At 59.0% G+C, this 19636-nt stretch carries 18 protein-coding genes; 13 read left to right on the top strand and 5 right to left on the bottom strand.

Annotated features, from left to right (window positions below):
* Positions 1–18 precede the first annotated feature (18 nt).
* The 4 genes from secA to KW841_RS16105 all read left to right on the top strand — a co-directional run bounded on the left by secA (position 19) and on the right by KW841_RS16105 (position 5828).
* Positions 19–2754: a preprotein translocase subunit SecA gene (gene secA, locus KW841_RS16090; protein WP_116582969.1), complete on the top strand. Its 2736-nt coding sequence runs from the start codon at positions 19–21 to the stop codon at positions 2752–2754.
* 120 nt (positions 2755–2874) lie between these two features.
* Positions 2875–4092: a bifunctional glutamate N-acetyltransferase/amino-acid acetyltransferase ArgJ gene (argJ, locus tag KW841_RS16095; protein ID WP_218477958.1), complete on the top strand. Its 1218-nt coding sequence runs from the start codon at positions 2875–2877 to the stop codon at positions 4090–4092.
* Positions 4093–4254: 162 nt separating this feature from the next.
* Entirely contained in the window at positions 4255–4887 is a 633-nt protein-coding gene (locus KW841_RS16100; RefSeq protein ID WP_218477960.1) for a glutathione S-transferase, read from the top strand.
* Entirely contained in the window at positions 4884–5828 is a 945-nt protein-coding gene (locus KW841_RS16105; protein WP_218477962.1) for a Nudix family hydrolase, read from the top strand. Before KW841_RS16100 ends, KW841_RS16105 begins: the two co-directional genes overlap by 4 nt.
* Before the next feature lie 135 nt (positions 5829–5963).
* Here KW841_RS16105 and KW841_RS16110 read toward each other — a convergent pair whose 3' ends face one another.
* Genes KW841_RS16110 through KW841_RS16120 form a run of 3 tightly spaced genes read right to left on the bottom strand, consistent with a single transcriptional unit; the run spans position 5964 to position 9547 of the window.
* Positions 5964–6545, bottom strand: coding sequence for a cob(I)yrinic acid a,c-diamide adenosyltransferase (locus KW841_RS16110; RefSeq protein ID WP_218477964.1), 582 nt, complete (start codon positions 6543–6545; stop codon positions 5964–5966).
* 2 nt (positions 6546–6547) lie between these two features.
* Positions 6548–8584 (bottom strand): PAS domain-containing sensor histidine kinase, encoded by a 2037-nt coding sequence (locus tag KW841_RS16115; protein ID WP_218478273.1) that lies wholly within the window; start codon positions 8582–8584, stop codon positions 6548–6550.
* Between the two features lie 45 nt (positions 8585–8629).
* Positions 8630–9547, bottom strand: coding sequence for a putative 2-dehydropantoate 2-reductase (locus KW841_RS16120; protein ID WP_218477966.1), 918 nt, complete (start codon positions 9545–9547; stop codon positions 8630–8632).
* Between the two features lie 135 nt (positions 9548–9682).
* Here KW841_RS16120 and KW841_RS16125 point away from each other — a divergent pair, with 135 nt between their 5' ends.
* Both KW841_RS16125 and KW841_RS16130 read left to right on the top strand, forming a co-directional pair.
* On the top strand, positions 9683–10168 hold the full coding sequence (locus KW841_RS16125; protein WP_007977344.1) for a YajQ family cyclic di-GMP-binding protein: 486 nt from the start codon (positions 9683–9685) through the stop codon (positions 10166–10168).
* Positions 10169–10306: 138 nt separating this feature from the next.
* Positions 10307–11149 (top strand): mechanosensitive ion channel family protein, encoded by an 843-nt coding sequence (locus KW841_RS16130; protein WP_218477968.1) that lies wholly within the window; start codon positions 10307–10309, stop codon positions 11147–11149.
* A gap of 137 nt (positions 11150–11286) precedes the next feature.
* Here the strand turns inward: KW841_RS16130 and KW841_RS16135 are convergent, their stop codons facing one another.
* Positions 11287–12615, bottom strand: coding sequence for an OprD family porin (locus KW841_RS16135; protein WP_007977342.1), 1329 nt, complete (start codon positions 12613–12615; stop codon positions 11287–11289).
* 908 nt (positions 12616–13523) lie between these two features.
* Here KW841_RS16135 and KW841_RS16140 point away from each other — a divergent pair.
* Both KW841_RS16140 and KW841_RS16145 read left to right on the top strand, forming a co-directional pair.
* The gene (locus KW841_RS16140; protein WP_218477970.1) at positions 13524–13949 is read left to right on the top strand and encodes an HIT domain-containing protein; all 426 of its coding nucleotides are present in this window, start codon (positions 13524–13526) and stop codon (positions 13947–13949) included.
* Positions 13950–13952: 3 nt separating this feature from the next.
* On the top strand, positions 13953–14159 hold the full coding sequence (locus KW841_RS16145) for a SlyX family protein (protein WP_007977339.1): 207 nt from the start codon (positions 13953–13955) through the stop codon (positions 14157–14159).
* A gap of 92 nt (positions 14160–14251) precedes the next feature.
* On the opposite strand, the gene KW841_RS29930 is transcribed toward KW841_RS16145, so the two are convergent.
* Positions 14252–14854 (bottom strand): cold-shock protein, encoded by a 603-nt coding sequence (locus KW841_RS29930; RefSeq protein WP_095965394.1) that lies wholly within the window; start codon positions 14852–14854, stop codon positions 14252–14254.
* Between the two features lie 532 nt (positions 14855–15386).
* Between KW841_RS29930 and KW841_RS16155 the strand changes: the two genes are divergently transcribed.
* From KW841_RS16155 to ruvC, 5 genes are all read left to right on the top strand, one after another.
* Entirely contained in the window at positions 15387–15722 is a 336-nt protein-coding gene (locus KW841_RS16155; RefSeq protein ID WP_218477971.1) for a ribbon-helix-helix domain-containing protein, read from the top strand.
* Between the two features lie 137 nt (positions 15723–15859).
* Positions 15860–16081 (top strand): FmdB family zinc ribbon protein, encoded by a 222-nt coding sequence (locus tag KW841_RS16160; protein ID WP_007977333.1) that lies wholly within the window; start codon positions 15860–15862, stop codon positions 16079–16081.
* Positions 16082–16202: 121 nt separating this feature from the next.
* Positions 16203–17978 carry an aspartate--tRNA ligase gene (gene aspS / locus KW841_RS16165; RefSeq protein WP_102698376.1) on the top strand — a complete coding sequence of 592 codons (1776 nt, stop codon included), beginning with the start codon at positions 16203–16205 and terminating at the stop codon, positions 17976–17978.
* 128 nt (positions 17979–18106) lie between these two features.
* Positions 18107–18853 (top strand): YebC/PmpR family DNA-binding transcriptional regulator, encoded by a 747-nt coding sequence (locus KW841_RS16170; RefSeq protein ID WP_217836214.1) that lies wholly within the window; start codon positions 18107–18109, stop codon positions 18851–18853.
* A 158-nt stretch (positions 18854–19011) separates the two neighbouring features.
* A complete protein-coding gene (gene ruvC / locus KW841_RS16175) occupies positions 19012–19536 on the top strand; it encodes a crossover junction endodeoxyribonuclease RuvC (RefSeq protein ID WP_102698375.1) in 525 nt (174 codons plus the stop codon).
* Positions 19537–19636 lie beyond the last annotated feature (100 nt).

The following is a 19636-nucleotide window of genomic DNA, read 5'->3' on the forward strand; positions in this document are numbered from 1 at the left end:
GTGGAAGATCCTGCCGATATGTTTGCGCCTTTGTTAAAGAAACTTTTTGGAAGCAAGAACGAGCGTGAAGTCAAACGCATGCTCAAGACGGTGCAACTCGTCAATGCCTTCGAAGAGCAAATGGTGGCCCTTTCGGACGATCAATTGCGTGCCAAGACCAGCGAGTTCAAGGCCCGCATCGCCAAAGGGGAATCCCTCGACAAGCTCCTGCCAGAAGCCTTTGCGGTCGCCCGCGAAGCCGGCAAGCGTGTCATGGGCATGCGCCACTTCGATGTCCAGCTGATCGGCGGCATGACCTTGCATGAAGGCATGATCGCGGAAATGCGTACCGGTGAAGGCAAGACCCTGGTGGCAACACTGGGCGTTTACCTCAACGCGCTGTCCGGCAACGGCGTGCACGTTGTGACGGTGAACGACTACCTGGCCCGCCGTGACGCCAACTGGATGCGCCCGCTGTATGAATTCCTCGGCCTGACGGTCGGCGTTGTCACGCCGTTCCAGCCGCCGGAAGAGAAGCGTGCTGCCTACGCCGCCGACATCACCTACGGCACCAACAACGAATTCGGGTTCGATTACCTGCGCGACAACATGGCGTTCAGCATGGAAGAAAAATTCCAGCGCGAACTCAATTTTGCCGTGATCGACGAAGTCGACTCCATCCTCATCGACGAAGCCCGTACGCCGCTGATCATCTCCGGTCAGGCCGAAGACAGCTCCAAGCTGTACATCGAGGTCAACAAGCTGATCCCGCAGCTCAAGCTGCACGTTGAAGAAGTCGAAGGCGAAGTGACCCAGGCCGGTCACTACACCGTCGACGAGAAGACCCGTCAGGTCGAACTCAACGAAGCCGGTCACCAGTACGTCGAAGAAACGCTGACCCGCATCGGCCTGCTGGCTGAAGGCGAAAGCCTGTACTCGGCGCACAACCTGAGCCTGCTGACTCACGTCTACGCCGGCTTGCGTGCGCACAAACTGTTCCATCGCAACGTCGAATACATCGTGCAGGACGGTCAGGTCGTACTGGTCGACGAACACACCGGCCGTACCATGCCGGGTCGCCGTTTGTCCGAAGGCCTGCACCAGGCCATCGAAGCCAAGGAAAACCTGAATATCCAGGCCGAAAGCCAGACGCTGGCGTCGACCACCTTCCAGAACTACTTCCGTCTGTACAACAAACTGTCCGGCATGACCGGTACGGCCGACACCGAAGCGTTCGAGTTCCACCAGATCTATGGCCTGCAGGTCATGGTGATTCCGCCGAACAAGCCGCTGGCGCGTAAAGACTACAACGACCTGGTGTTCCTGACCGCTGACGAGAAATACGCGGCAATCGTGGCCGACATCAAGGAAAGCATGGCCGCAGGTCGTCCGGTGCTGGTGGGTACCGCCACCATCGAAACCTCCGAGCACATGTCCAATCTGCTCGTGAAGGAAGGCATCGAACACAAGGTTCTGAACGCCAAGTTCCACGAAAAGGAAGCCGAGATCATTGCCCAGGCCGGTCGCCCGGGTGCACTGACCATCGCCACCAACATGGCCGGTCGTGGTACCGACATCCTGTTGGGCGGCAACTGGGAAGTGGAAGTGGCTTCCCTGGAAAACCCGACCCCTGAGCAGATTGCCCAGATCAAGGCCGACTGGCAGAAGCGTCACCAGCAAGTGCTCGAATCGGGTGGTTTGCAGGTGATTGCGTCCGAGCGTCACGAATCGCGCCGTATCGACAACCAGCTGCGTGGTCGTGCGGGTCGTCAGGGCGACGCCGGTTCCAGCCGTTTCTACCTGTCGCTGGAAGACAGCCTGATGCGCATCTTCGCCTCTGACCGGGTGAAGAACTTCATGAAGGCCCTGGGCATGCAGCCTGGCGAGGCGATCGAGCACCGCATGGTGACCAACGCCATTGAAAAGGCCCAGCGCAAGGTTGAAGGCCGCAACTTCGACATCCGCAAGCAACTGCTCGAGTTCGACGACGTCAACAACGAACAGCGTAAAGTGATCTATCACATGCGTAACACGTTGCTGGCCGCCGACAACATCGGCGAGACCATCGCCGACTTCCGTCAGGACGTGCTCAACGCCACCGTCAGCGCACACATTCCTCCGCAATCGCTGCCTGAGCAGTGGGACGTGGCCGGTCTGGAAGCTGCGTTGCAGAGCGACTTCGGTGTGACACTGCCGATCCAGCAATGGCTCGATGAAGACGATCACCTGTACGAGGAAACCCTGCGCGAGAAGCTCATGAACGAGCTCATCGCGGCGTACAACGAGAAAGAAGACCAGGCGGGCGCCGAAGCGCTGCGCACCTTCGAGAAGCAAATCGTTCTGCGCGTTCTGGACGACCTGTGGAAAGACCACCTGTCGACCATGGATCACCTGCGTCACGGTATCCACTTGCGTGGTTATGCCCAGAAGAACCCGAAACAGGAATACAAGCGCGAGTCGTTCACCCTGTTCTCCGAGTTGCTGGACTCGATCAAGCGCGACTCGATCCGCGTGCTGTCCCACGTTCAGGTTCGCCGCGAAGATCCTATCGAGGAAGAGCAGCGCCTGCGCCAGGAAGCCGAGGCATTGGCCGCTCGCATGCAGTTCCTGCATGAAGAAGCGCCAGGCCTGGACCAACCGGAAGTGCTGGGCGAAGAGGTCGATGTGGCGCTCGCCGCCGCCCCGGTTCGCAGCGAGCATAAGCTGGGTCGCAATGAGCTGTGCTACTGCGGTTCGGGCAAGAAGTTCAAGCATTGCCACGGGCAGATCCAGTAAAACCCGTTTCAATCGCTGAAATACCCGCGCCGCGACCGGCTTCTGCCGTCGCGGCGTTTTACCATTCGAACCACCGTCTTGCTGAAACGGTGCTGACATTATTTATAAAGGAGCGCATTCATGGCTGTTGGTCTTGGTCCTTTGCCAACGTTGCACCCGGTTGCCGGTTTTGAACTCGGTATCGCCTCGGCTGGCATCAAGCGCCCGGGGCGCAAGGATGTTGTGGTCATGCGCTGTGTTGAAGGCTCCACGGTAGCCGGCGTGTTCACCCTGAACGCCTTTTGCGCTGCCCCGGTTATCCTGGCCAAGCAGCGCGTACAAGGCCCTGTGCGTTACCTGCTGACCAACACCGGCAATGCCAACGCCGGTACCGGCGAGCCAGGCCTGGCCGCTGCCGAGCGCACTTGCGCCAAACTGGCCGAGCTGACCGGCGTCGAAGCCAGCCAGGTGCTGCCGTACTCCACCGGTGTGATCGGCGAACCGTTGCCTGTCGAGAAAATCGAGGGTGCACTGCAAGCCGCTCTGGACGACCTGTCGATCCACAACTGGGAAGCTGCCGCCACCGGCATCATGACCACCGACACCCTGCCCAAAGGTGCCAGTCGTCAGTTCCAGCACGATGGCGTGACCGTTACCGTGACCGGTATCAGCAAAGGTGCCGGCATGATTCGCCCGAACATGGCAACCATGCTCGGTTACATCGCGACCGACGCCAAAGTCTCCCGCAATGTGTTGCAAAACCTGATGCTCGATGGCGCCAACAAGTCGTTCAACCGCATCACCATCGATGGCGATACGTCGACCAACGACTGCTGCATGCTGATCGCCACCGGTCAGGCTGCGCTGCCGGAAATCACCCGCGCCGAGGGCGAACTGTTCGCCAAGTTGAAGCAGGCGGTGTTCGATGTGTGCATGGACGTGGCCCAGGCCATCGTTCGCGACGGCGAAGGCGCGACCAAGTTCGTGACCGTTGAAGTCAACGGCGGCGGCAATCACCAGGAGTGCCTGGATGTCGGCTACACCGTGGCTCACTCGCCGCTGATCAAGACGGCGTTGTTTGCTTCCGACCCGAACTGGGGCCGTATCCTGGCCGCCGTTGGTCGTGCCGGTGTGCCGAACCTGGACGTGAGCAAGATCGACGTGTTCCTCGGCGACGTGTGCATTGCCAGCCGTGGCGCGCGCGCCGCGACCTACACCGAAGCCCAGGGCGCGGCGGTGATGCAGCAGGAAGAGATCACCATTCGTATCGAGCTGGGTCGTGGCGATTGCAGCGAAACCATCTGGACCACCGACCTGTCCCACGAGTACGTGAAAATCAACGCCGAGTACCGTACCTAAGACCGCGTCGACCCGATCGCGGGCAAGCCCGCTCCCACAGGTTCAGTGGCGTACACAAAGGTTGTGTTCAGCGCGGTCACTGTGGGAGCGGGCTTGCCCGCGATGACGGATGACCAGACGCTAGAGATTTTGGCCTGTCCCCCTCATCACAAGGTCCCGACTATGAGCCTGCACCTGATCATCGGCGACAAACTGCATTCCTCCTGGTCCCTGCGCGGCGCTCTGGCCCTCGATCTGGCCGGCGCGGCCTACACCGAAGAACTGATCAAGCTGAACCAGCCGAACACCCGCGAGCGTCTGCTCAAGCATTCGCCGACCGGGAAGGTCCCGCTGCTGAAGACCGAACACGGCACCATCGCCGACTCCCTGGCGATTGCCGAATACCTGGCGGAACAGTTCCCGTCCGCCAACCTCTGGCCGACAGACACCGCCGCCCGTGCCCAGGCGCGTTCGGCGTGTGCACAGATGCACAGCGGCTTTTTCGCCATGCGCGGCAACATGCCGTTTGACCTGAGCCATGACGCAGCGCTGTCGCCGGTCCCGGCCGATGTCCAGGCGGACATCGAGCGCATGTCGGCGCTGTGGGCCGAGTGCCGTGCTGTCGCAACCGAGAGCGGTCCGTACCTGTTTGGCCGCCTCACGTTGGCCGACGCGTTCTTTGCACCCATCGCCGTGCGCCTGCGCACCTATCGGGTGAAGCTGTCCGCGGCTGACGAAGCCTATGTTGAAACCCTCTACCAATGGCCGGCGTTCAAGGCCTGGCAGAAGGCCGGACTGGAGGAGTTGGAAAAGTGAAGCGAGTCCATGTCGCCGCTGCCGTCATCCGCGATGGCAGTGGCCAGATCCTGATCGCCCGCCGTGCCGATTCGCAGCACCAGGGCGGCCTGTGGGAGTTTCCCGGGGGCAAGGTCGAGGCCGACGAGTCGGTCGAAACCGCACTGGCCCGCGAGCTCCATGAAGAGCTGGGCATCGTGGTCGACGCGGCGCGCCCGCTGATCAAGGTCCGGCACGATTACCCGGACAAGCAGGTGTTGCTGGATGTCTGGGAGGTCTCGGCGTTTACTGGCGAACCCCACGGCGCCGAAGGCCAACCGCTGGCCTGGGTGTCGCCCCGCGATCTGCCGGGTTACGAGTTCCCGGCGGCCAATCAACCGATCGTCGCGGCGGCCCGATTGTCATCGCAGTACCTGATTACCCCGGAAGATCTGGAAACCCCGGCGTTGCTGCGTGGCATCCAGAAGGCCATTGCCGGTGGCATCAAGCTGATCCAGTTGCGCGCACCGAATGGTTACGATCCCAAATATCGCGACCTGGCTGTCGATGCGGTGGGCCTGTGTGCCGGCAAGGCACAATTGATGCTCAAGGGGCCGTTCGAATGGTTGGGCGACTTCCCGTCCGCGGGTTGGCACATTACCTCGGCGCAGTTGCGCAAATACGCAGCGGCTGGCCGACCGCTACCGGCATCGCGCTGGCTGGCGGCCTCGTGCCATAACGCTGAAGAGCTGGCGCTGGCCGAACAGATGGGCGTGGATTTCGTGACCCTGTCGCCGGTTCAACCCACCCTGACGCATCCTGGCGCGGAGCCGTTGGGTTGGGAGCAGGCGTCGAGCTTGATCGAGGGCTTCAGCAAGCCGGTGTTCCTGCTGGGTGGCGTTGGCCCGACCGAGGTCGAGAAAGCCTGGGCGGCGGGTGCGCAGGGTGTGGCGGGGATTCGGGCGTTTTGGCCTGAGGGTTAATTCTCTAGCGAGCCTACAGGCCCCTTCGCGGGCAAGCCCGCTCCCACAGTGTTCAAGGTGAAACACAGATTGTGTGAGCACTAGCAATCCCTGTGGGAGCGGGCTTGCCCGCGAAGGGGCCCTGACAGGCGCTGATTAAGCTTCAGGCTTCGCCGCAGGCTGCCAAAGAATTTCCGCCACGCCCTGACGCTTGGCAATCAGCCGCGCCACTACAAACAACAAATCCGACAACCGATTGATGTACGCCAGGCCAACCCCGGCCAACGGTTCAATCGCATTCAATTGCTGACACCGCCGCTCGGCACTGCGCGCCAGGCTACGGCAGACATGGGCCTGGGCAATCAACGCTGAACCGCCGGGCAAGATGAAGTTTTCCAGTGGTCCCAACTCTTCATTCCACACATCGATTGCCGCTTCCAGGCGCTCGATTTCCGCTGTATTCAAGGCCTGATACTCCGGCATTGCCAGCTCACCGCCCAGATCAAACAAGCGATGCTGGCAGGGCGCCAAAACCTCGATCACTTCCTGCAAGCCTGCAACAGTATCCGTTTGTGCGGCCAACCCCGCCAGCAACACGCCCACCTGACTGTTGAGCGTATCGACTTCGCCAATGGCCTCGATCCGCGGGTGATCCTTGGGGACGCGACGGCCATCGCCCAGCCCGGTCTCGCCTTTGTCGCCAGTGCGGGTGTAAATCTTCGACAAACGAAAGCCCATGGTTACCTCGATAGCAGATTGAGTTCTTGCGTGACAGGTGGCGTGCTCGCCAGGGGCAGGCGCAAGGTGAAGCAAGTGCCTTGGCCCAGGGTCGATTGCACTTCCATCTGCCCCTTGTGGTTATTGGTGATGATGAAGTACGACACCGACAGCCCAAGTCCGGTGCCTTGGCCGATTTCCTTGGTGGTGAAGAAGGGTTCGAAGGTGCGTTTGCGCACGCTTTCACTCATGCCGATGCCGTTGTCCTCGACCTGGATTTCCGCCCACGGCGGGTTCAGCCGGGTGCGCAGAATGATCCGCCCCGGCTCACTGTCGTCCTCGCGCTGGTGAATGGCTTGCGCAGCGTTTTTCAGCAGGTTGAGCAGTACTTGCTCCAGTTCGTTGGCGGTGCCGGGGACCGGGCCCAGCGCCGGGTCGAACTGACGAATGATGGCCTGGCCCTTGAAGTCGAAGCCGATCGCCAGGTCGAAATCGTTGCCGGCGATTTCCACCGCCTGATCAATCAGGGCGGGCAGGTCGCATGGGGCCATCTGGCGGGTGCTGCGACGGCTGAAACTGAGCATGTGGGTGACGATTTTGGCGGCCCGGGCACCGGCCTGCTGGATACCGTCGAGCAACTGCGGCACTTCGCGGATTTTCAGATACTGATTGACCGTATCCAGTTCGATGCCGGCCTGTTCGGCCACTTCAAGGTTCTTCGGCAGGTCGGGGGACAGGCGTCGGCGAATGTTTTGCACGTTGTGCAGGATCGCACCCAGCGGGTTGTTGATCTCGTGGGCCATGCCGGCGGCAAGACCGCCTACCGACAGCATTTTCTCCGACTGCACCATCATTTCTTCCAGGGACAGGCGCTGGGTGATGTCGTCGATCCGTATCACTACGCCACGGCCGGCACCGCCCATCAATGGATAGAACGTCAGGGCGTAGTGGCGGGGTTCGTCGTCCTTGAGCCAGGTGACACGTTCGATTTTGGCCACCGTATGCTGTTCGACCGTTTCCTTGAGTTGCGGCAAGAACGGCTTGAGCGGTTCGAAGGCGAGGAAGATGGGCTGGTTCAGAGCTTCATCCAGGCGTGTGCCGGACAGGGCGCTGGCTTCCTGGTTCCATTGAGTCACGTAGAGCTGTTCGTCGAGGGCGATCAGCGCCGACGGCATGGAGTCGATGATGCTGTTGAGGTAGTTCTGGAAGCCGGTGAGCTTTTTCTCGATCTTGCTGCGCACCTGGACTTCGAGCTCCAGTTTGCGGTTGGTATGACGAGTTTCTTCCGCCAGGCCCTGGGCCTGGTCGTAAGCGGCCTGGGAGTCGTCCCGAGCCCGCTTGAGTTGCTGCTCCCTGGCCTCGATCCGCGAGAGCATGGTGTTGAACGCCTCCGCGAGGCTGCCGATTTCATCGTGGTTTCCTCGTGAAGCGCGCAGTGCGTAGTTTTCTTCACGGGTGACCTGCCGCGACAACTCTTCGAGCTGGTGGATCGGCCGGGTAATCAGGCGCTTGATCTGGCGGGCAATGATCAGCCATAGCAGCACGCTGAAGATCAGAATACCCAGACTGGCTGTCAGGGTCCCGGTATAGAACGCCACTGGCAGTTCACTGCTGGCGACCAGCAGCAAATGTCCCGGTGCAGCGCCGGGGCGGGAGAGGGTGATGACTTGATTGGTGCGAAACTCGGTGACCTGCCAGTCTTCGATATGCCGGAAATGTTTGGGCAGCTCGAGATTGTCGCCATGCTGCAATTGCGCCAATCGCTCACCCTTTGCGTCATACAGGGCGGCCGCGCGCAAAGGCGAATAGCTGTTGAGTTCATTCAGCAGGCGCTCGGCGCTTTGCGGTGACGCCAGGGCTTCGGAGGCCAGGCTCGGGTTGGATACCAGCCGGCCGATGGTCTGCAGGGCCTGGGGCGCCATGCTTTCCTGGGAGATGTAGTACGCGGCGCTGATAAAGGTCAGGTTGGCAACCAGCAGGACGGTGACCATCAGTACCAGCAGGGCGGCTAGCAGTTTCTGGCCGACGGGCAGGTTTTCAAGGCGCTGGCGCAATGGCATCGGATTCATCGCAGACAAGGAACAAGTGGCCAGCGTAGCCGCTGCTCAGTCGCTGGGCAATCCAAGGCTTTGCAGGCGAGCGATCAACCTTGCCTGAAGTTGATTGAGGTGAGGCAGGTTCAGTTGATGTCGTCCGGCCACTTTGCAGGCGTAGCCCAGCAAGTAGCTGATTTCCGTGCGGCGCTGGCTCGTGACGTCCTGATGCATCGACGAGTAGTTGGCCGCGGTGGCGTGAATCACCCGTTCGACTTCCTGCTGCAGGTTTTCGCCCGCCGCCGGCTGACCGCAACGCTCGAGCAACTCCACCAGTTCACCGCACAGGGTGGCCACTTCGCACTGATGTTGTTGCAAACCGCCGTTGCGGCAATCGTGCAGCACCGTCAGCGGGTTGATCGCGCAGTTGAGGGCCAGCTTGCGCCACAGCCTGGTCAGAATATCGGTGCTCCACTCGTGAGGGATGCCGGCAGCGCTCAAGTCATCGAGCCAGATCGGCGCGACCGGATGGCTCGCATCCCCCAGCCAGGTGAAGCCATGGCCAGCAAACACCACGCGCCAATCGCCATCGCGGAAGGCGCCTTCGGTGCTCGAGGCATAGATGCAGCGTGCCTGGGGAACCTGTGCGGCCACCGCGTCCTGACTGCCCAGGCCATTTTGCAGCAGGATCAGTTCGGCGTCGGGAGCCAGGCGTGACGTCAGTAGGGCCACCGCGCTTTCGGTATCGTAGGCCTTGCACGCCACCAGCAGGCGGTTGATCGGCTGGCGGCTGTCCGCTGTTTCGGCGGGCACCGCGTAGTGTTGCGCCTGGCCGTGTTCCACCAGTGTCAATCCGCCTGCAGCCTCATAGGCCTGCAGTCTCGCGGTGTCCCGCAGGATCAGCCGGACCGGCACGCCAGCCCGGGCCAGACGTGTCGCCCATAAAGTGCCGAGGCTGCCGGCGCCGAGTACATGCCAGGTGGTGGACATCAGCTTTTTGCTCTGTTTAAGGCGTGCATCGGCAGCTCACAGTGAATGATGGGAAAGACCCGTTATAATCAGCGCGGATTTTAACCGCAAGCCAGGCGCGCTCCATCGGTGCGCCTTTAAATTTGGAGAGATTACATGCCGTCGTTCGACGTGGTATCCGAACTGGACAAACACGAAGTCACCAACGCGGTCGAGAACGCCGTCAAGGAACTCGATCGTCGTTATGACCTGAAAGGCAAAGGCAGCTTCGAGTTCAAGGAAAAAGACCTGACCGTCAACCTGACCGCAGAAGCGGATTTTCAGCTCGAAGCGATGATTGAGATCCTCAAGCTGGCTCTGGTCAAGCGCAAAATCGACGTGCAGTGCCTCGAAGTCAAGGATGCCTTCGCGTCGGGCAAGCTGATGAAGCAGGAAGCCGTCCTCAAGGAAGGCATCGACAAGGAACTGGCGAAGAAAATCGTCGCTCACGTCAAAGATGCCAAGCTCAAGGTTCAGGCAGCCATTCAGGGCGAGCAGGTTCGTATTACCGGCAAGAAGCGTGATGACCTGCAAGAAGCCATTGCTGTGCTGCGGGCCAAGGAGTTCGGTATGCCGCTGCAGTTCAACAACTTCCGCGACTGACTTTGAAAACGGGAACCTCCTGGCGTTTGTGACGTCGGAGGCCCAAGCAACGGCAGAAACGATTGAATCCGTCGCGGTTCGATCTTTCTGCCGCTTTTTTTTACGTATGCCGCATAGCCGGAAAACAGGAGAAAGTAGATGGATTTAAGCGCTGAGGTAGACAACCTGGTCAAGGTATCCCAAACCTGGATCCCGATGATCATGGAATACGGCAGTCGCGTACTGCTGGCGGTCATCACCCTGGCCATCGGCTGGTGGCTGATCAACAAAGTCACGAAAAAGCTCGGCGGTCTGATTGCGTTGCGCAATGCCGACCTGGCGCTGCAGGGCTTTATCAGCAGCCTGGCGAACATCATCCTCAAGATCCTGCTGGTCGTCAGCGTGGCCTCGATGATCGGTGTGGAGACCACTTCGTTTGTGGCAGCAATTGGTGCGGCGGGCCTGGCCATTGGCCTGGCTTTGCAGGGCAGCCTGGCGAACTTCGCCGGCGGCGTGTTGATTTTGCTGTTTCGTCCCTTCCGTATCGGCGACTGGATCGAGGCTCAGGGGGTTGCCGGTACCGTCGACAGTATCCAGATTTTCCATACCGTACTGCGCACCGGTGATAACAAGACCATCATCGTGCCCAACGGAAATCTGTCGAACGGCATTATCACCAACACCAATCGCCAGCCGACCCGCAAAGTGGTGTTTGATGTAGGCGTCGATTATGAAGCGGACTTGCAGAAAGCCCGGGAAGTGTTGCTGGAGTTGGCCAGGGATCCGCGTGTATTGACTGACCCGGAACCTCAGGCAGTCATCTCGACATTGGGTGACAGTTCTATCACTGTTTCCCTGCGTGTCTGGGTGAAGACAGCGGATTATTGGGATGTGATGTTCATGTTCAACGAACTGTCCCGTGATCGTTTGAGAGAGGCTGGTATCGATATTCCATTTCCACAGCGGGTTATTCGCGTGGTTCAGGAGTCCGCAGTGCAGTGATAGACCTATAGTTGTCTGACTTTTCGGTCAGGCATGTAGGGCGATTGTTCAATAATTGAACAATTTGCGCGGACAACAAAAAAGGCCCATCCGAAGATGGGCCTTTTGTTTTGTTACCGCAAACTAACTGGATGCGATTACAAAACCGACAGCGGGTAGTCGACGATGAAACGGAACTCTTTCACGTCGCCTTCACCTTCGTCAGCGTTAGCGAAGTGCCATGCTTGACGAATACGGAAGGAGAGGTCTTTTGCCGGGCCAGTCTGAACAACGTACTTGGCTTCGAAGTTGGTCTCGTTGTGCTTGCCGTCTTCGCCATACAGGCCAGCGTAAGGGCTGCCAACTGGAGTTTTGGTGCCGTCGATGTCCCAGCCTTTAACGTAACGGGTCATGAAGCTCAGACCTGGAACGCCGTACTCAGCCATTTTCAGGTCATAACGAACCTGGGCAGACTTCTCGCCTGGGGCGTTGAAGTCAGAGTACTGGATGGAGTTGGCGAGGAAGATCGAGTCGCCGCCGCGGTTGTTCTTGCCCACACCGATGTAGTCGAACGGAGTGTCACCGTTAACCTTCTGGAAGGCGAGGGTGATGGTGTGTGCTTTCATGAACGAGAAAGCGGCTGCCAGGGAGTAAGCAGTGTTGCTGATCTCGCCTGCTTTGGCATCACCAGTGTCTTTGGTGTTGTAGATGTTACCGTCCAGGTTCAGCGACTCGTCGCCGCCCAGCGGGATGGTGTAGTTCAGGTTGGCGTAGTACTGGTTCCAGATGTCTTCCAGCTTGGCGCCGTACAGCGATGCCGACAGGTTGTCGGTGATGCCGTATTTGCCACCGAAGTAGTCGATGGAGTTGGCTTCTACGCCAGCGTAGGTTGCAAACAGGCCGCCGTCACGAGCGTTGCGGTCCTGGCTGGTCGCCGAGTAGAAGTGACCGGCTTCGAGGTCAAGGTCTTTGACTTCGCTGCTTTGCAGTTGGATACCGCTGGCAGTTTGAGGAAGGATACGGGAACCGCCAACAGCGAACACTGGAGCAGTGCTTGGCTGCATGTCGCCGACTTTCAGCTCGGTTTTCGATACGCGGAACTTAACAGCGCCGCCGGCTTTGCCCTGGCTGTCGTTAACTTCGCCATCGGCGTCGCGGCTCATGTTACCGGTGCCGCCGGTGCCATCACCGCCGTCCAGTTTGATTGCCAGGTAACCGAAAGCGTCAACACCAACACCGATCAGGCCTTGGGTGTAACCGGAGCTGAAATTGCCCCAGATACCTTGGGTCCAGTCTTTCTGGTCGGTTGCGCCATCTTTGCGGTCACGGTTGAAGTAGTAGTTGCGAACCAGCAAGTTCAGGGAGCTGTCTTCAACAATACCTTTGGCTTCAGCCTGGTCACTTACGAAAGGGGCGGCCGTAGCCAATTGGGTACTGGCTGCTGCTGCAACTGCCAGTGCGATCATGCTCCACTTCATCACGCGCATCGTGATTTGCTCCTTTGGTTTTAGAAGAGTACTGCCGTCCCACCTGTTTTATTATCTGGGCGGCTCTTTCTTTTTGTGTCGGCGCAAACTTATATCACGCCGACAATGTTGGCGATACTTGCGTATCTAACCTTTCGCCTTCTTTACGACCATGTCGCAAACAGCGAGGTAGATGTCGCAAATTTCGAGCTCCGACGCAACCGGGCTGACAACTTTAATGCTGTTTTCTGAGCCTTGGTGTCGGTAAAAAGAGTCCTGGTGAAACGTTTGAATCTCCATCGGGCTACCTTGCCACTGTCTTTTTTGCCTGAATGCCCCCCACTTCCAGCGGGTGTCACTCAGGTGATGTTGGGTATGTATGCAACAAGCGTGCACAAAAGCATATTTTCTTTCGGTTTTTTCAAATTAACGCTCTGGCGCTGTAAAAACCTCATAAAACCGGGGGGTTCAAGAGCCTTTGGTTTGGGCTTGACGCTTCGCTTCGCATCATGTTGCACCCTTTGGTCGACTGCATGACAACCAAAAATGTTACCGGTTCACCCCGCCAGTGAGTAAATGGCGGATGTCGAAGCATTCAGCGTAGACCCACTGTGCGGTTTTGGTGCAAAAAAATTTTAATCTTGTGCTGAATTCGCTCCTGATGGTCGAGTGTCTGGCGCGAACTCTTCGTTGTTAATCAGTCATTTCGGCGTTTTTTTCGGCTGGCCGGTTCTGTAGTGGTGCGCGGTGTCGAAAATTGTCTCATTCGGGGGCGGGCTGTCAGCTTTTCGCTGGCACTCTTGGCGTCTGTGCAAGGTTCGCCGTGAAGCGTGTGCCATTCACAGGTATGCTGCCGTCCGGTCGCTTGGTGCGCCGCTCCTCTGGATGGACGCTAAGCTGAAAATGATGACCCGGCGGGAGTACGCGCAGTGTTTGCTTTAGATCCACGACTTCAACAAGACACGTTACCGATCGGGGACTTTCCGCTCTGCCGGTTGCTGTTGTCCAACGACTCGAACTATCCCTGGTTCATCCTGGTACCTCGTCGTGAGGCTATCAGCGAGATATTTCAGTTGGATGTCGCAGACCAGCGACAGCTTTGGCAGGAGACGACGGCGCTTTCGCAAGTGCTCAAGGACTCGTTCGATGCCGACAAGTTGAATGTTGCGGCCTTGGGCAATGTCGTCAGCCAGTTGCACATGCACGTGATTGTGCGCAAGCGCGAAGATGCCGCCTGGCCGGCGCCGGTTTGGGGTAGGCATCCGGCAAAACCCTACAGTTCGGAGCAGATTGCTGCAGTTCGCGAGCGTTTGCGCCTGATATTGACCGATGATTTTACGTTTCTGGAGGGCTGAACCATGAGCCTGGAAGAACGCGTTACCGATCTTGAAAGCCGCCTGGCCTTCCAGGATGACACCATCCAGGCATTGAATGATGTGCTGGTCGCGCAGCAGCGGGTGGTCGAGCGTCTTCAGCTGCAAATGGCTGCGTTGCTCAAGCGGCAGGAGGAAATGGTCGGCCAGTTCGAATCGTTCGAAGAGGAAGCGCCACCGCCGCACTACTAAGTAACCTGCAGCAAGCACCTGCAGTAAGCAATGTGCAGGCATGAAAAAACCGCGTACAGCCAGGCTGTGCGCGGTTTTTTTTCAGCCTTGAATCAGCGACGCGGCAGTGCGGCGATCACATCTTCGGCTTGCAGGCCCTTGTCACGATTCATGACAGAGAACTCCACGCGCTGGCCTTCTACCAGGACGCGGTGGCCTTCGCCGCGAATGGCCCTGAAGTGGACGAAGATATCGTCGCCGGAGTCGCGGGAAATGAAGCCGAAGCCTTTGGATGTGTTGAACCACTTGACGGTGCCGGTATCGCGGTTGCTCATGTCGTAGCTTGGCGAGGCCGCGACCGGTGACGATTTGTAGAAGCTGATGCCCAGGTGCAGGGCGACAGCGATCAGGGCTGCGACCAGGCTGAACAGAACGGCAGGTTGACCGGCGATGACAGGCATCGGCGCGATCAGCGTCAGGGTCTGCAGTACTACCGCCAGAGCCAGCAGGACGCTGACCAGGTTTTGCAGTTGGTGGCGCGGACCTTTGTTCCAGTAAGGGATGACAGGTGCAAGCGTGAGATTGAGCAGGCCGAAAAAGGCCAGGTACAGCGCATCAGGTTGTTGCAGGTAAGGTAAGGCTTCAGGGTGCAGGCTAGGGATGAAGGACAGCAGCAAGGCTGCTGCGCCTATCAACAGATGGACGATTTTCAACATTTTGATTAACTCACGTTAAGACAGCTCACAAGGAAGAGCTGATGGCGCACGGTTCGCTTCAAGACAATAAAGAGGCGTTGGACACGTGCCCGGTATCAGCCTATGCGCCATGCCCGGAAAAATAGGCACTGGCGACACGTCGTCTATTTAACAGCAAAGCCGCAGGCTACTCAAATCAGGGCGTCCGGCGGCTCTTTGGTGGTGATTTGCCCCAGGTTGCCCGAAGTTACGGGGCTGCGGTAAGGCGGGTGATTTGCTGATCCGCGTATGCGGGTGCATGAAAAAACTGGCGCGGCTGCTTGGTGCTCTTCTTTCCTACGTCATTCCATGGGGAGTTTCTGACGGGGGCTTCGTTTCGCTGCGTGGGAAAACGTCTGGAGTAGGACGATCTCCGGGGTCTGCCAAAAGTTGTTGGCTTATCCTACGTCGAGGGCCATAAAGTCGGCTGGAAAATACCTTTGCACCTGCGTTTTTATAAGTCGACACATAGTTGCGCTTTAACAAACCAGGATGGCAAAGGAGTGTCAGCGTTATGGTTTATCAAAGGCAAGAAGAGGGGCGATACGGTTCGCGCAGGGATGTAAGGGTCGATCCGTTTGTTCGCGAATTCGATATGGGATTGGCCCAGCCCCTCTCCCGTTCCGTGCGATTGAACGGCTTCGCTACCTGTTTGCGGCTTGAGCAGGTTTATTGGGATATTTTGGGAGCAATGGCCCGGGCCAACGGTTGTTCGGTCAGTAGCCTGTTATCCCATGTGGATCGCGAAGTTCACTTGCGTCATGGGGGCGTGAGGAATTTCAGTGGGTTGGTGCGGGTCGTCTGTGTCGTACACAGCCTCAAGGAAGCGGGGTGCATGGTCACTGCCTAGTCTGGGCGGTGAAAGCGGCAGAGTGTCGGTCTGTGCAGTCTTACGGCTGCACAGGCCGCATTTAATGGATATAATCCCGCTCTTTGCCGCGAAACCCCTGCGTGTGCGGTAGCAATCTGATCGCCGAGACAACCTCCATGCCGATGTACGATTATCAATGTGCTTCCTGTGGTCATCAGTTGGAAGCCATTCAAAAGATCAGCGATGCACCGCTGGTCGACTGCCCTGCCTGTCAGGCGCCAGAGCTTAAGAAAATGCTGTCCATGCCGGGCTTTCGCCTCAGCGGCACGGGTTGGTACGAAACCGATTTCAAGACCGGTTCCAAGAAGAACCTGGCCGGCGGCGACAAAGCTGACTAAGGTCCTGAACCTGAATTGAACGACACACGCGAGCTCTTGCATCACCCGGTGACTTTTTAAAGGCGGGGCTGCTGTAGGATCTCCAACCGAATTTCGAATTACGAGAAGTGAAACCACGACCATGATGCGCAGCCATTATTGCGGCCAACTGAACGAAAGCCTGGACGGCCAGGAAATTACCCTTTGCGGATGGGTTCACCGTCGCCGTGACCACGGTGGGGTGATTTTCCTCGATATCCGTGATCGTGATGGTCTGGCCCAGGTCGTGTTCGATCCGGACCGCGCTGAAACCTTCGCCGCGGCCGATCGCGTGCGCAGCGAATACGTCGTGAAGATCACCGGCAAGGTTCGCCTGCGTCCGGCCGGTGCGACCAACGCCAACATGGCGTCGGGCATGATCGAAGTCCTCGGCTACGAGCTGGAAGTGCTGAACGAATCGGAAACCCCGCCGTTCCCGTTGAACGAGTTCTCCGACGTCGGTGAAGAAACCCGCCTGCGCTATCGTTTCCTCGACCTGCGTCGCCCGGAAATGGCCGAGAAGCTGCGTCTGCGTTCGCGCATGACCACCAGCATCCGTCGCTTCCTGGACGAGAACGGGTTCCTCGACGTAGAAACGCCGATCCTGACCCGTGCTACCCCGGAAGGCGCGCGCGACTACCTGGTGCCGAGCCGTACTCATGCCGGTTCGTTCTTCGCCTTGCCGCAATCGCCGCAGCTGTTCAAGCAGCTGCTGATGGTGGCCGGCTTCGACCGTTACTACCAGATCGCCAAGTGCTTCCGCGACGAAGACCTGCGCGCCGACCGCCAGCCGGAATTCACCCAGATCGACATCGAGACCAGCTTTCTCGATGAAAAAGAGATCATGGGCCTGACCGAGCAAATGATTCGCAACCTGTTCAAGGAAGTGCTGGGCCTGGAGTTCGGCGAGTTCCCGCACATGACCTTCGAAGAAGCCATGCGCCGCTACGGTTCCGACAAGCCAGACCTGCGTAACCCGCTGGAACTGGTTGACGTGGCCGACCAGCTCAAGGAAGTCGACTTCAAGGTGTTCAGTGGCCCGGCCAACGACCCGAAATGCCGCATCGCCGCCCTGCGCGTGCCTGGCGGCGCGAGCATGCCGCGCAAGCAGATCGACGACTACACCAAGTTCGTCGGCATCTACGGTGCCAAGGGCCTGGCGTACATCAAGGTCAACGAGCGCGCGAATGGCGTTGACGGTCTGCAATCGCCGATCGTGAAGAACATCCCTGAAGCCAACCTCAACGTGATCCTGGATCGTGTTGGTGCAGTTGACGGCGACATCGTGTTCTTCGGTGCCGACAAGGCCAAGATCGTCAGCGAAGCCTTGGGCGCATTGCGCATCAAGCTCGGTCACGACCTGAGCCTGCTGACCTGCGAATGGGCTCCGATGTGGGTCGTTGACTTCCCGATGTTCGAAGAGAACGACGACGGCAGCTTCAGCGCCTTGCACCACCCGTTCACCGCGCCGAAGTGCTCCCCGGCGGAGTTGGAAGCCAACCCGGCGGGCGCTCTGTCCCGTGCCTATGACATGGTGTTGAACGGCACCGAGCTGGGTGGCGGTTCGATCCGTATCCACCGCAAAGAGATGCAACAAGCGGTCTTCCGTCTGCTGGGCATCAACGAAGCGGAACAGGAAGAGAAATTCGGCTTCCTGCTCGACGCGCTGAAATACGGCGCACCGCCGCACGGTGGCCTGGCCTTCGGCCTGGACCGTCTGGTGATGCTGATGACCGGCGCCCAGTCGATCCGTGAAGTGATCGCCTTCCCGAAAACCCAGAGCGCGGCCGATGTCATGACCCAGGCGCCGGGCCAGGTGGATGCCAAGGCATTGCGCGAGTTGCACATTCGTCTGCGTGAAACGCCTAAGGCCGAGTAAGGCTGATCCGAAGGGCGCATCCGCGGATGCGCCCTTTCTTTATAGGCAGAGTTGTTCAAGATTTTTGTTTGCCGGCCAGCGCAATACAGCGCAGCGGGCAATGTTTCAAAGAGAATTCGGAGCGAGTTATGGCAGGTCATTCCAAGTGGGCGAACATCAAGCACCGCAAAGAACGTCAGGATGCCAAGAGGGGCAAGATCTTCACCAAGTGGATTCGTGAGTTGACCGTCGCTGCCCGTCAGGGTGGTGGTGATCCAGGCTCCAATCCGCGTCTGCGCCTGGCCCTGGACAAGGCTCTGGGTGCCAACATGAGCCGTGACATCATCGATCGTGCCATCGCCCGCGGTACCGGCGCTGCCGATACCGACGACGTGGTCGAGCTGACCTACGAAGGTTACGGTCCAGGCGGCGTGGCGGTGATGGTCGAATGCATGACCGACAACCGTAACCGTACCGCGGCCGCGGTTCGCCATGCGTTCAGCAAGTGCGGCGGCAACCTCGGGACTGACGGTTCGGTGGCCTATCTGTTCGAACGCAAGGGGCAGATCTCCTTCGCCGCCGGCGCTGACGAAGACGCGCTGATGGAAGCGGCCATGGAAGCCGACGCCGATGACGTGGTGACCAACGAAGACGGTTCGATCGACGTGTTCACCTCGTTTGCCGGATTCTATTCCGTGCGTAACGCACTGGAAGCGGCGGGTTTCAAGGGTGACGACGCGGAAATCGTCATGCTGCCGACCACCAGCGCCGAACTCGATCTGGAAGGCGCCGAGAAGGTCCTCAAGCTGATCGACATGCTCGAAGACCTGGATGACGTGCAAAACGTCTACTCCAACGCGGAAATTCCGGAATCGGTGGCCGCGCAGCTCGGTTAAAGGGTGGCCACGATCCATGTGGGAGCGGGCTTGCTCGCGAAAGCGGTTTAATATTCAGCAACGATGTTGTCTGATAGTCCGCATTCGCGAGCAAGCCCGCTCCCGCATTTATTATTCGCTGAGTTGAAGATCGTGTTTTTTCTTATCCCGCAGGCGTTATGACTTTAATTCTTGGTATCGACCCCGGTTCGCGCATCACCGGTTACGGTGTGGTGCGTGATACCGGCCGTGGCTGCGAGTACGTCGCCTCCGGTTGTATCCGCACCGGTGCCGGCGAGCTGGCTGAGCGACTGCAGATTGTCTATCGCGGTGTGCGGGAGATCATTCAGACCTACCATCCGGTGACCATGGGGATCGAAAAGGTGTTCATGGCCCGTAATGCCGATTCCGCCCTGAAACTGGGGCAGGCCCGTGGCGCCGCGATCGTGGCAGGCGCCGAGGAAAGCCTGGAAATTGCCGAATATAGCGCAACCCAGGTCAAGCAGGCGGTGGTAGGCACCGGTGCGGCCAACAAGGAGCAGGTGCAGATGATGGTCATGCACATGCTCAAGCTGACCAGCAAGCCGCAGATCGATGCTTCGGACGCCCTGGCCATTGCCATCTGCCATGCTCATACCCGCTCCAGTCTGCTGCCCCATGGTCTCGGGGCGGCACGCAGTCGTGGCGGGCGCCTGCGTCTCTGATAGCATCAGCAATCATTTTCATGGGGTGAGGGCGTTTCGCCTGGGTTGTCGGCGCTACTCCCTTGCTCCATCAGTCGCTGGCCCAGAGCTGGCCAACGCT

Source organism: Pseudomonas sp. PDM28 (genome assembly GCF_019219115.1).
In the GTDB taxonomy this organism is placed as follows: domain Bacteria; phylum Pseudomonadota; class Gammaproteobacteria; order Pseudomonadales; family Pseudomonadaceae; genus Aquipseudomonas; species Aquipseudomonas laurylsulfatiphila.

Excerpts from the sequence above, each read along its gene's own strand:
- aspS (WP_102698376.1), top strand. The coding sequence starts at position 16,203 with ATGATGCGCAGCCATTATTGCGGCCAACTGAACGAAAGCCTGGACGGC.
- KW841_RS16100 (WP_218477960.1), top strand. The coding sequence starts at position 4,255 with ATGAGCCTGCACCTGATCATCGGCGACAAACTGCATTCCTCCTGGTCC.
- KW841_RS16155 (WP_218477971.1), top strand. The coding sequence starts at position 15,387 with ATGGTTTATCAAAGGCAAGAAGAGGGGCGATACGGTTCGCGCAGGGAT.
- KW841_RS16125 (WP_007977344.1), top strand. The coding sequence starts at position 9,683 with ATGCCGTCGTTCGACGTGGTATCCGAACTGGACAAACACGAAGTCACC.
- KW841_RS16115 (WP_218478273.1), bottom strand. The coding sequence starts at position 8,584 with ATGCCATTGCGCCAGCGCCTTGAAAACCTGCCCGTCGGCCAGAAACTG.
- KW841_RS16120 (WP_218477966.1), bottom strand. The coding sequence starts at position 9,547 with ATGTCCACCACCTGGCATGTACTCGGCGCCGGCAGCCTCGGCACTTTA.
- KW841_RS16135 (WP_007977342.1), bottom strand. The coding sequence starts at position 12,615 with ATGCGCGTGATGAAGTGGAGCATGATCGCACTGGCAGTTGCAGCAGCA.
- secA (WP_116582969.1), top strand. The coding sequence starts at position 19 with ATGTTTGCGCCTTTGTTAAAGAAACTTTTTGGAAGCAAGAACGAGCGT.
- KW841_RS16110 (WP_218477964.1), bottom strand. The coding sequence starts at position 6,545 with ATGGGCTTTCGTTTGTCGAAGATTTACACCCGCACTGGCGACAAAGGC.
- ruvC (WP_102698375.1), top strand. The coding sequence starts at position 19,012 with ATGACTTTAATTCTTGGTATCGACCCCGGTTCGCGCATCACCGGTTAC.
- KW841_RS16170 (WP_217836214.1), top strand. The coding sequence starts at position 18,107 with ATGGCAGGTCATTCCAAGTGGGCGAACATCAAGCACCGCAAAGAACGT.
- KW841_RS29930 (WP_095965394.1), bottom strand. The coding sequence starts at position 14,854 with ATGTTGAAAATCGTCCATCTGTTGATAGGCGCAGCAGCCTTGCTGCTG.
- argJ (WP_218477958.1), top strand. The coding sequence starts at position 2,875 with ATGGCTGTTGGTCTTGGTCCTTTGCCAACGTTGCACCCGGTTGCCGGT.
- KW841_RS16145 (WP_007977339.1), top strand. The coding sequence starts at position 13,953 with ATGAGCCTGGAAGAACGCGTTACCGATCTTGAAAGCCGCCTGGCCTTC.
- KW841_RS16160 (WP_007977333.1), top strand. The coding sequence starts at position 15,860 with ATGCCGATGTACGATTATCAATGTGCTTCCTGTGGTCATCAGTTGGAA.
- KW841_RS16130 (WP_218477968.1), top strand. The coding sequence starts at position 10,307 with ATGGATTTAAGCGCTGAGGTAGACAACCTGGTCAAGGTATCCCAAACC.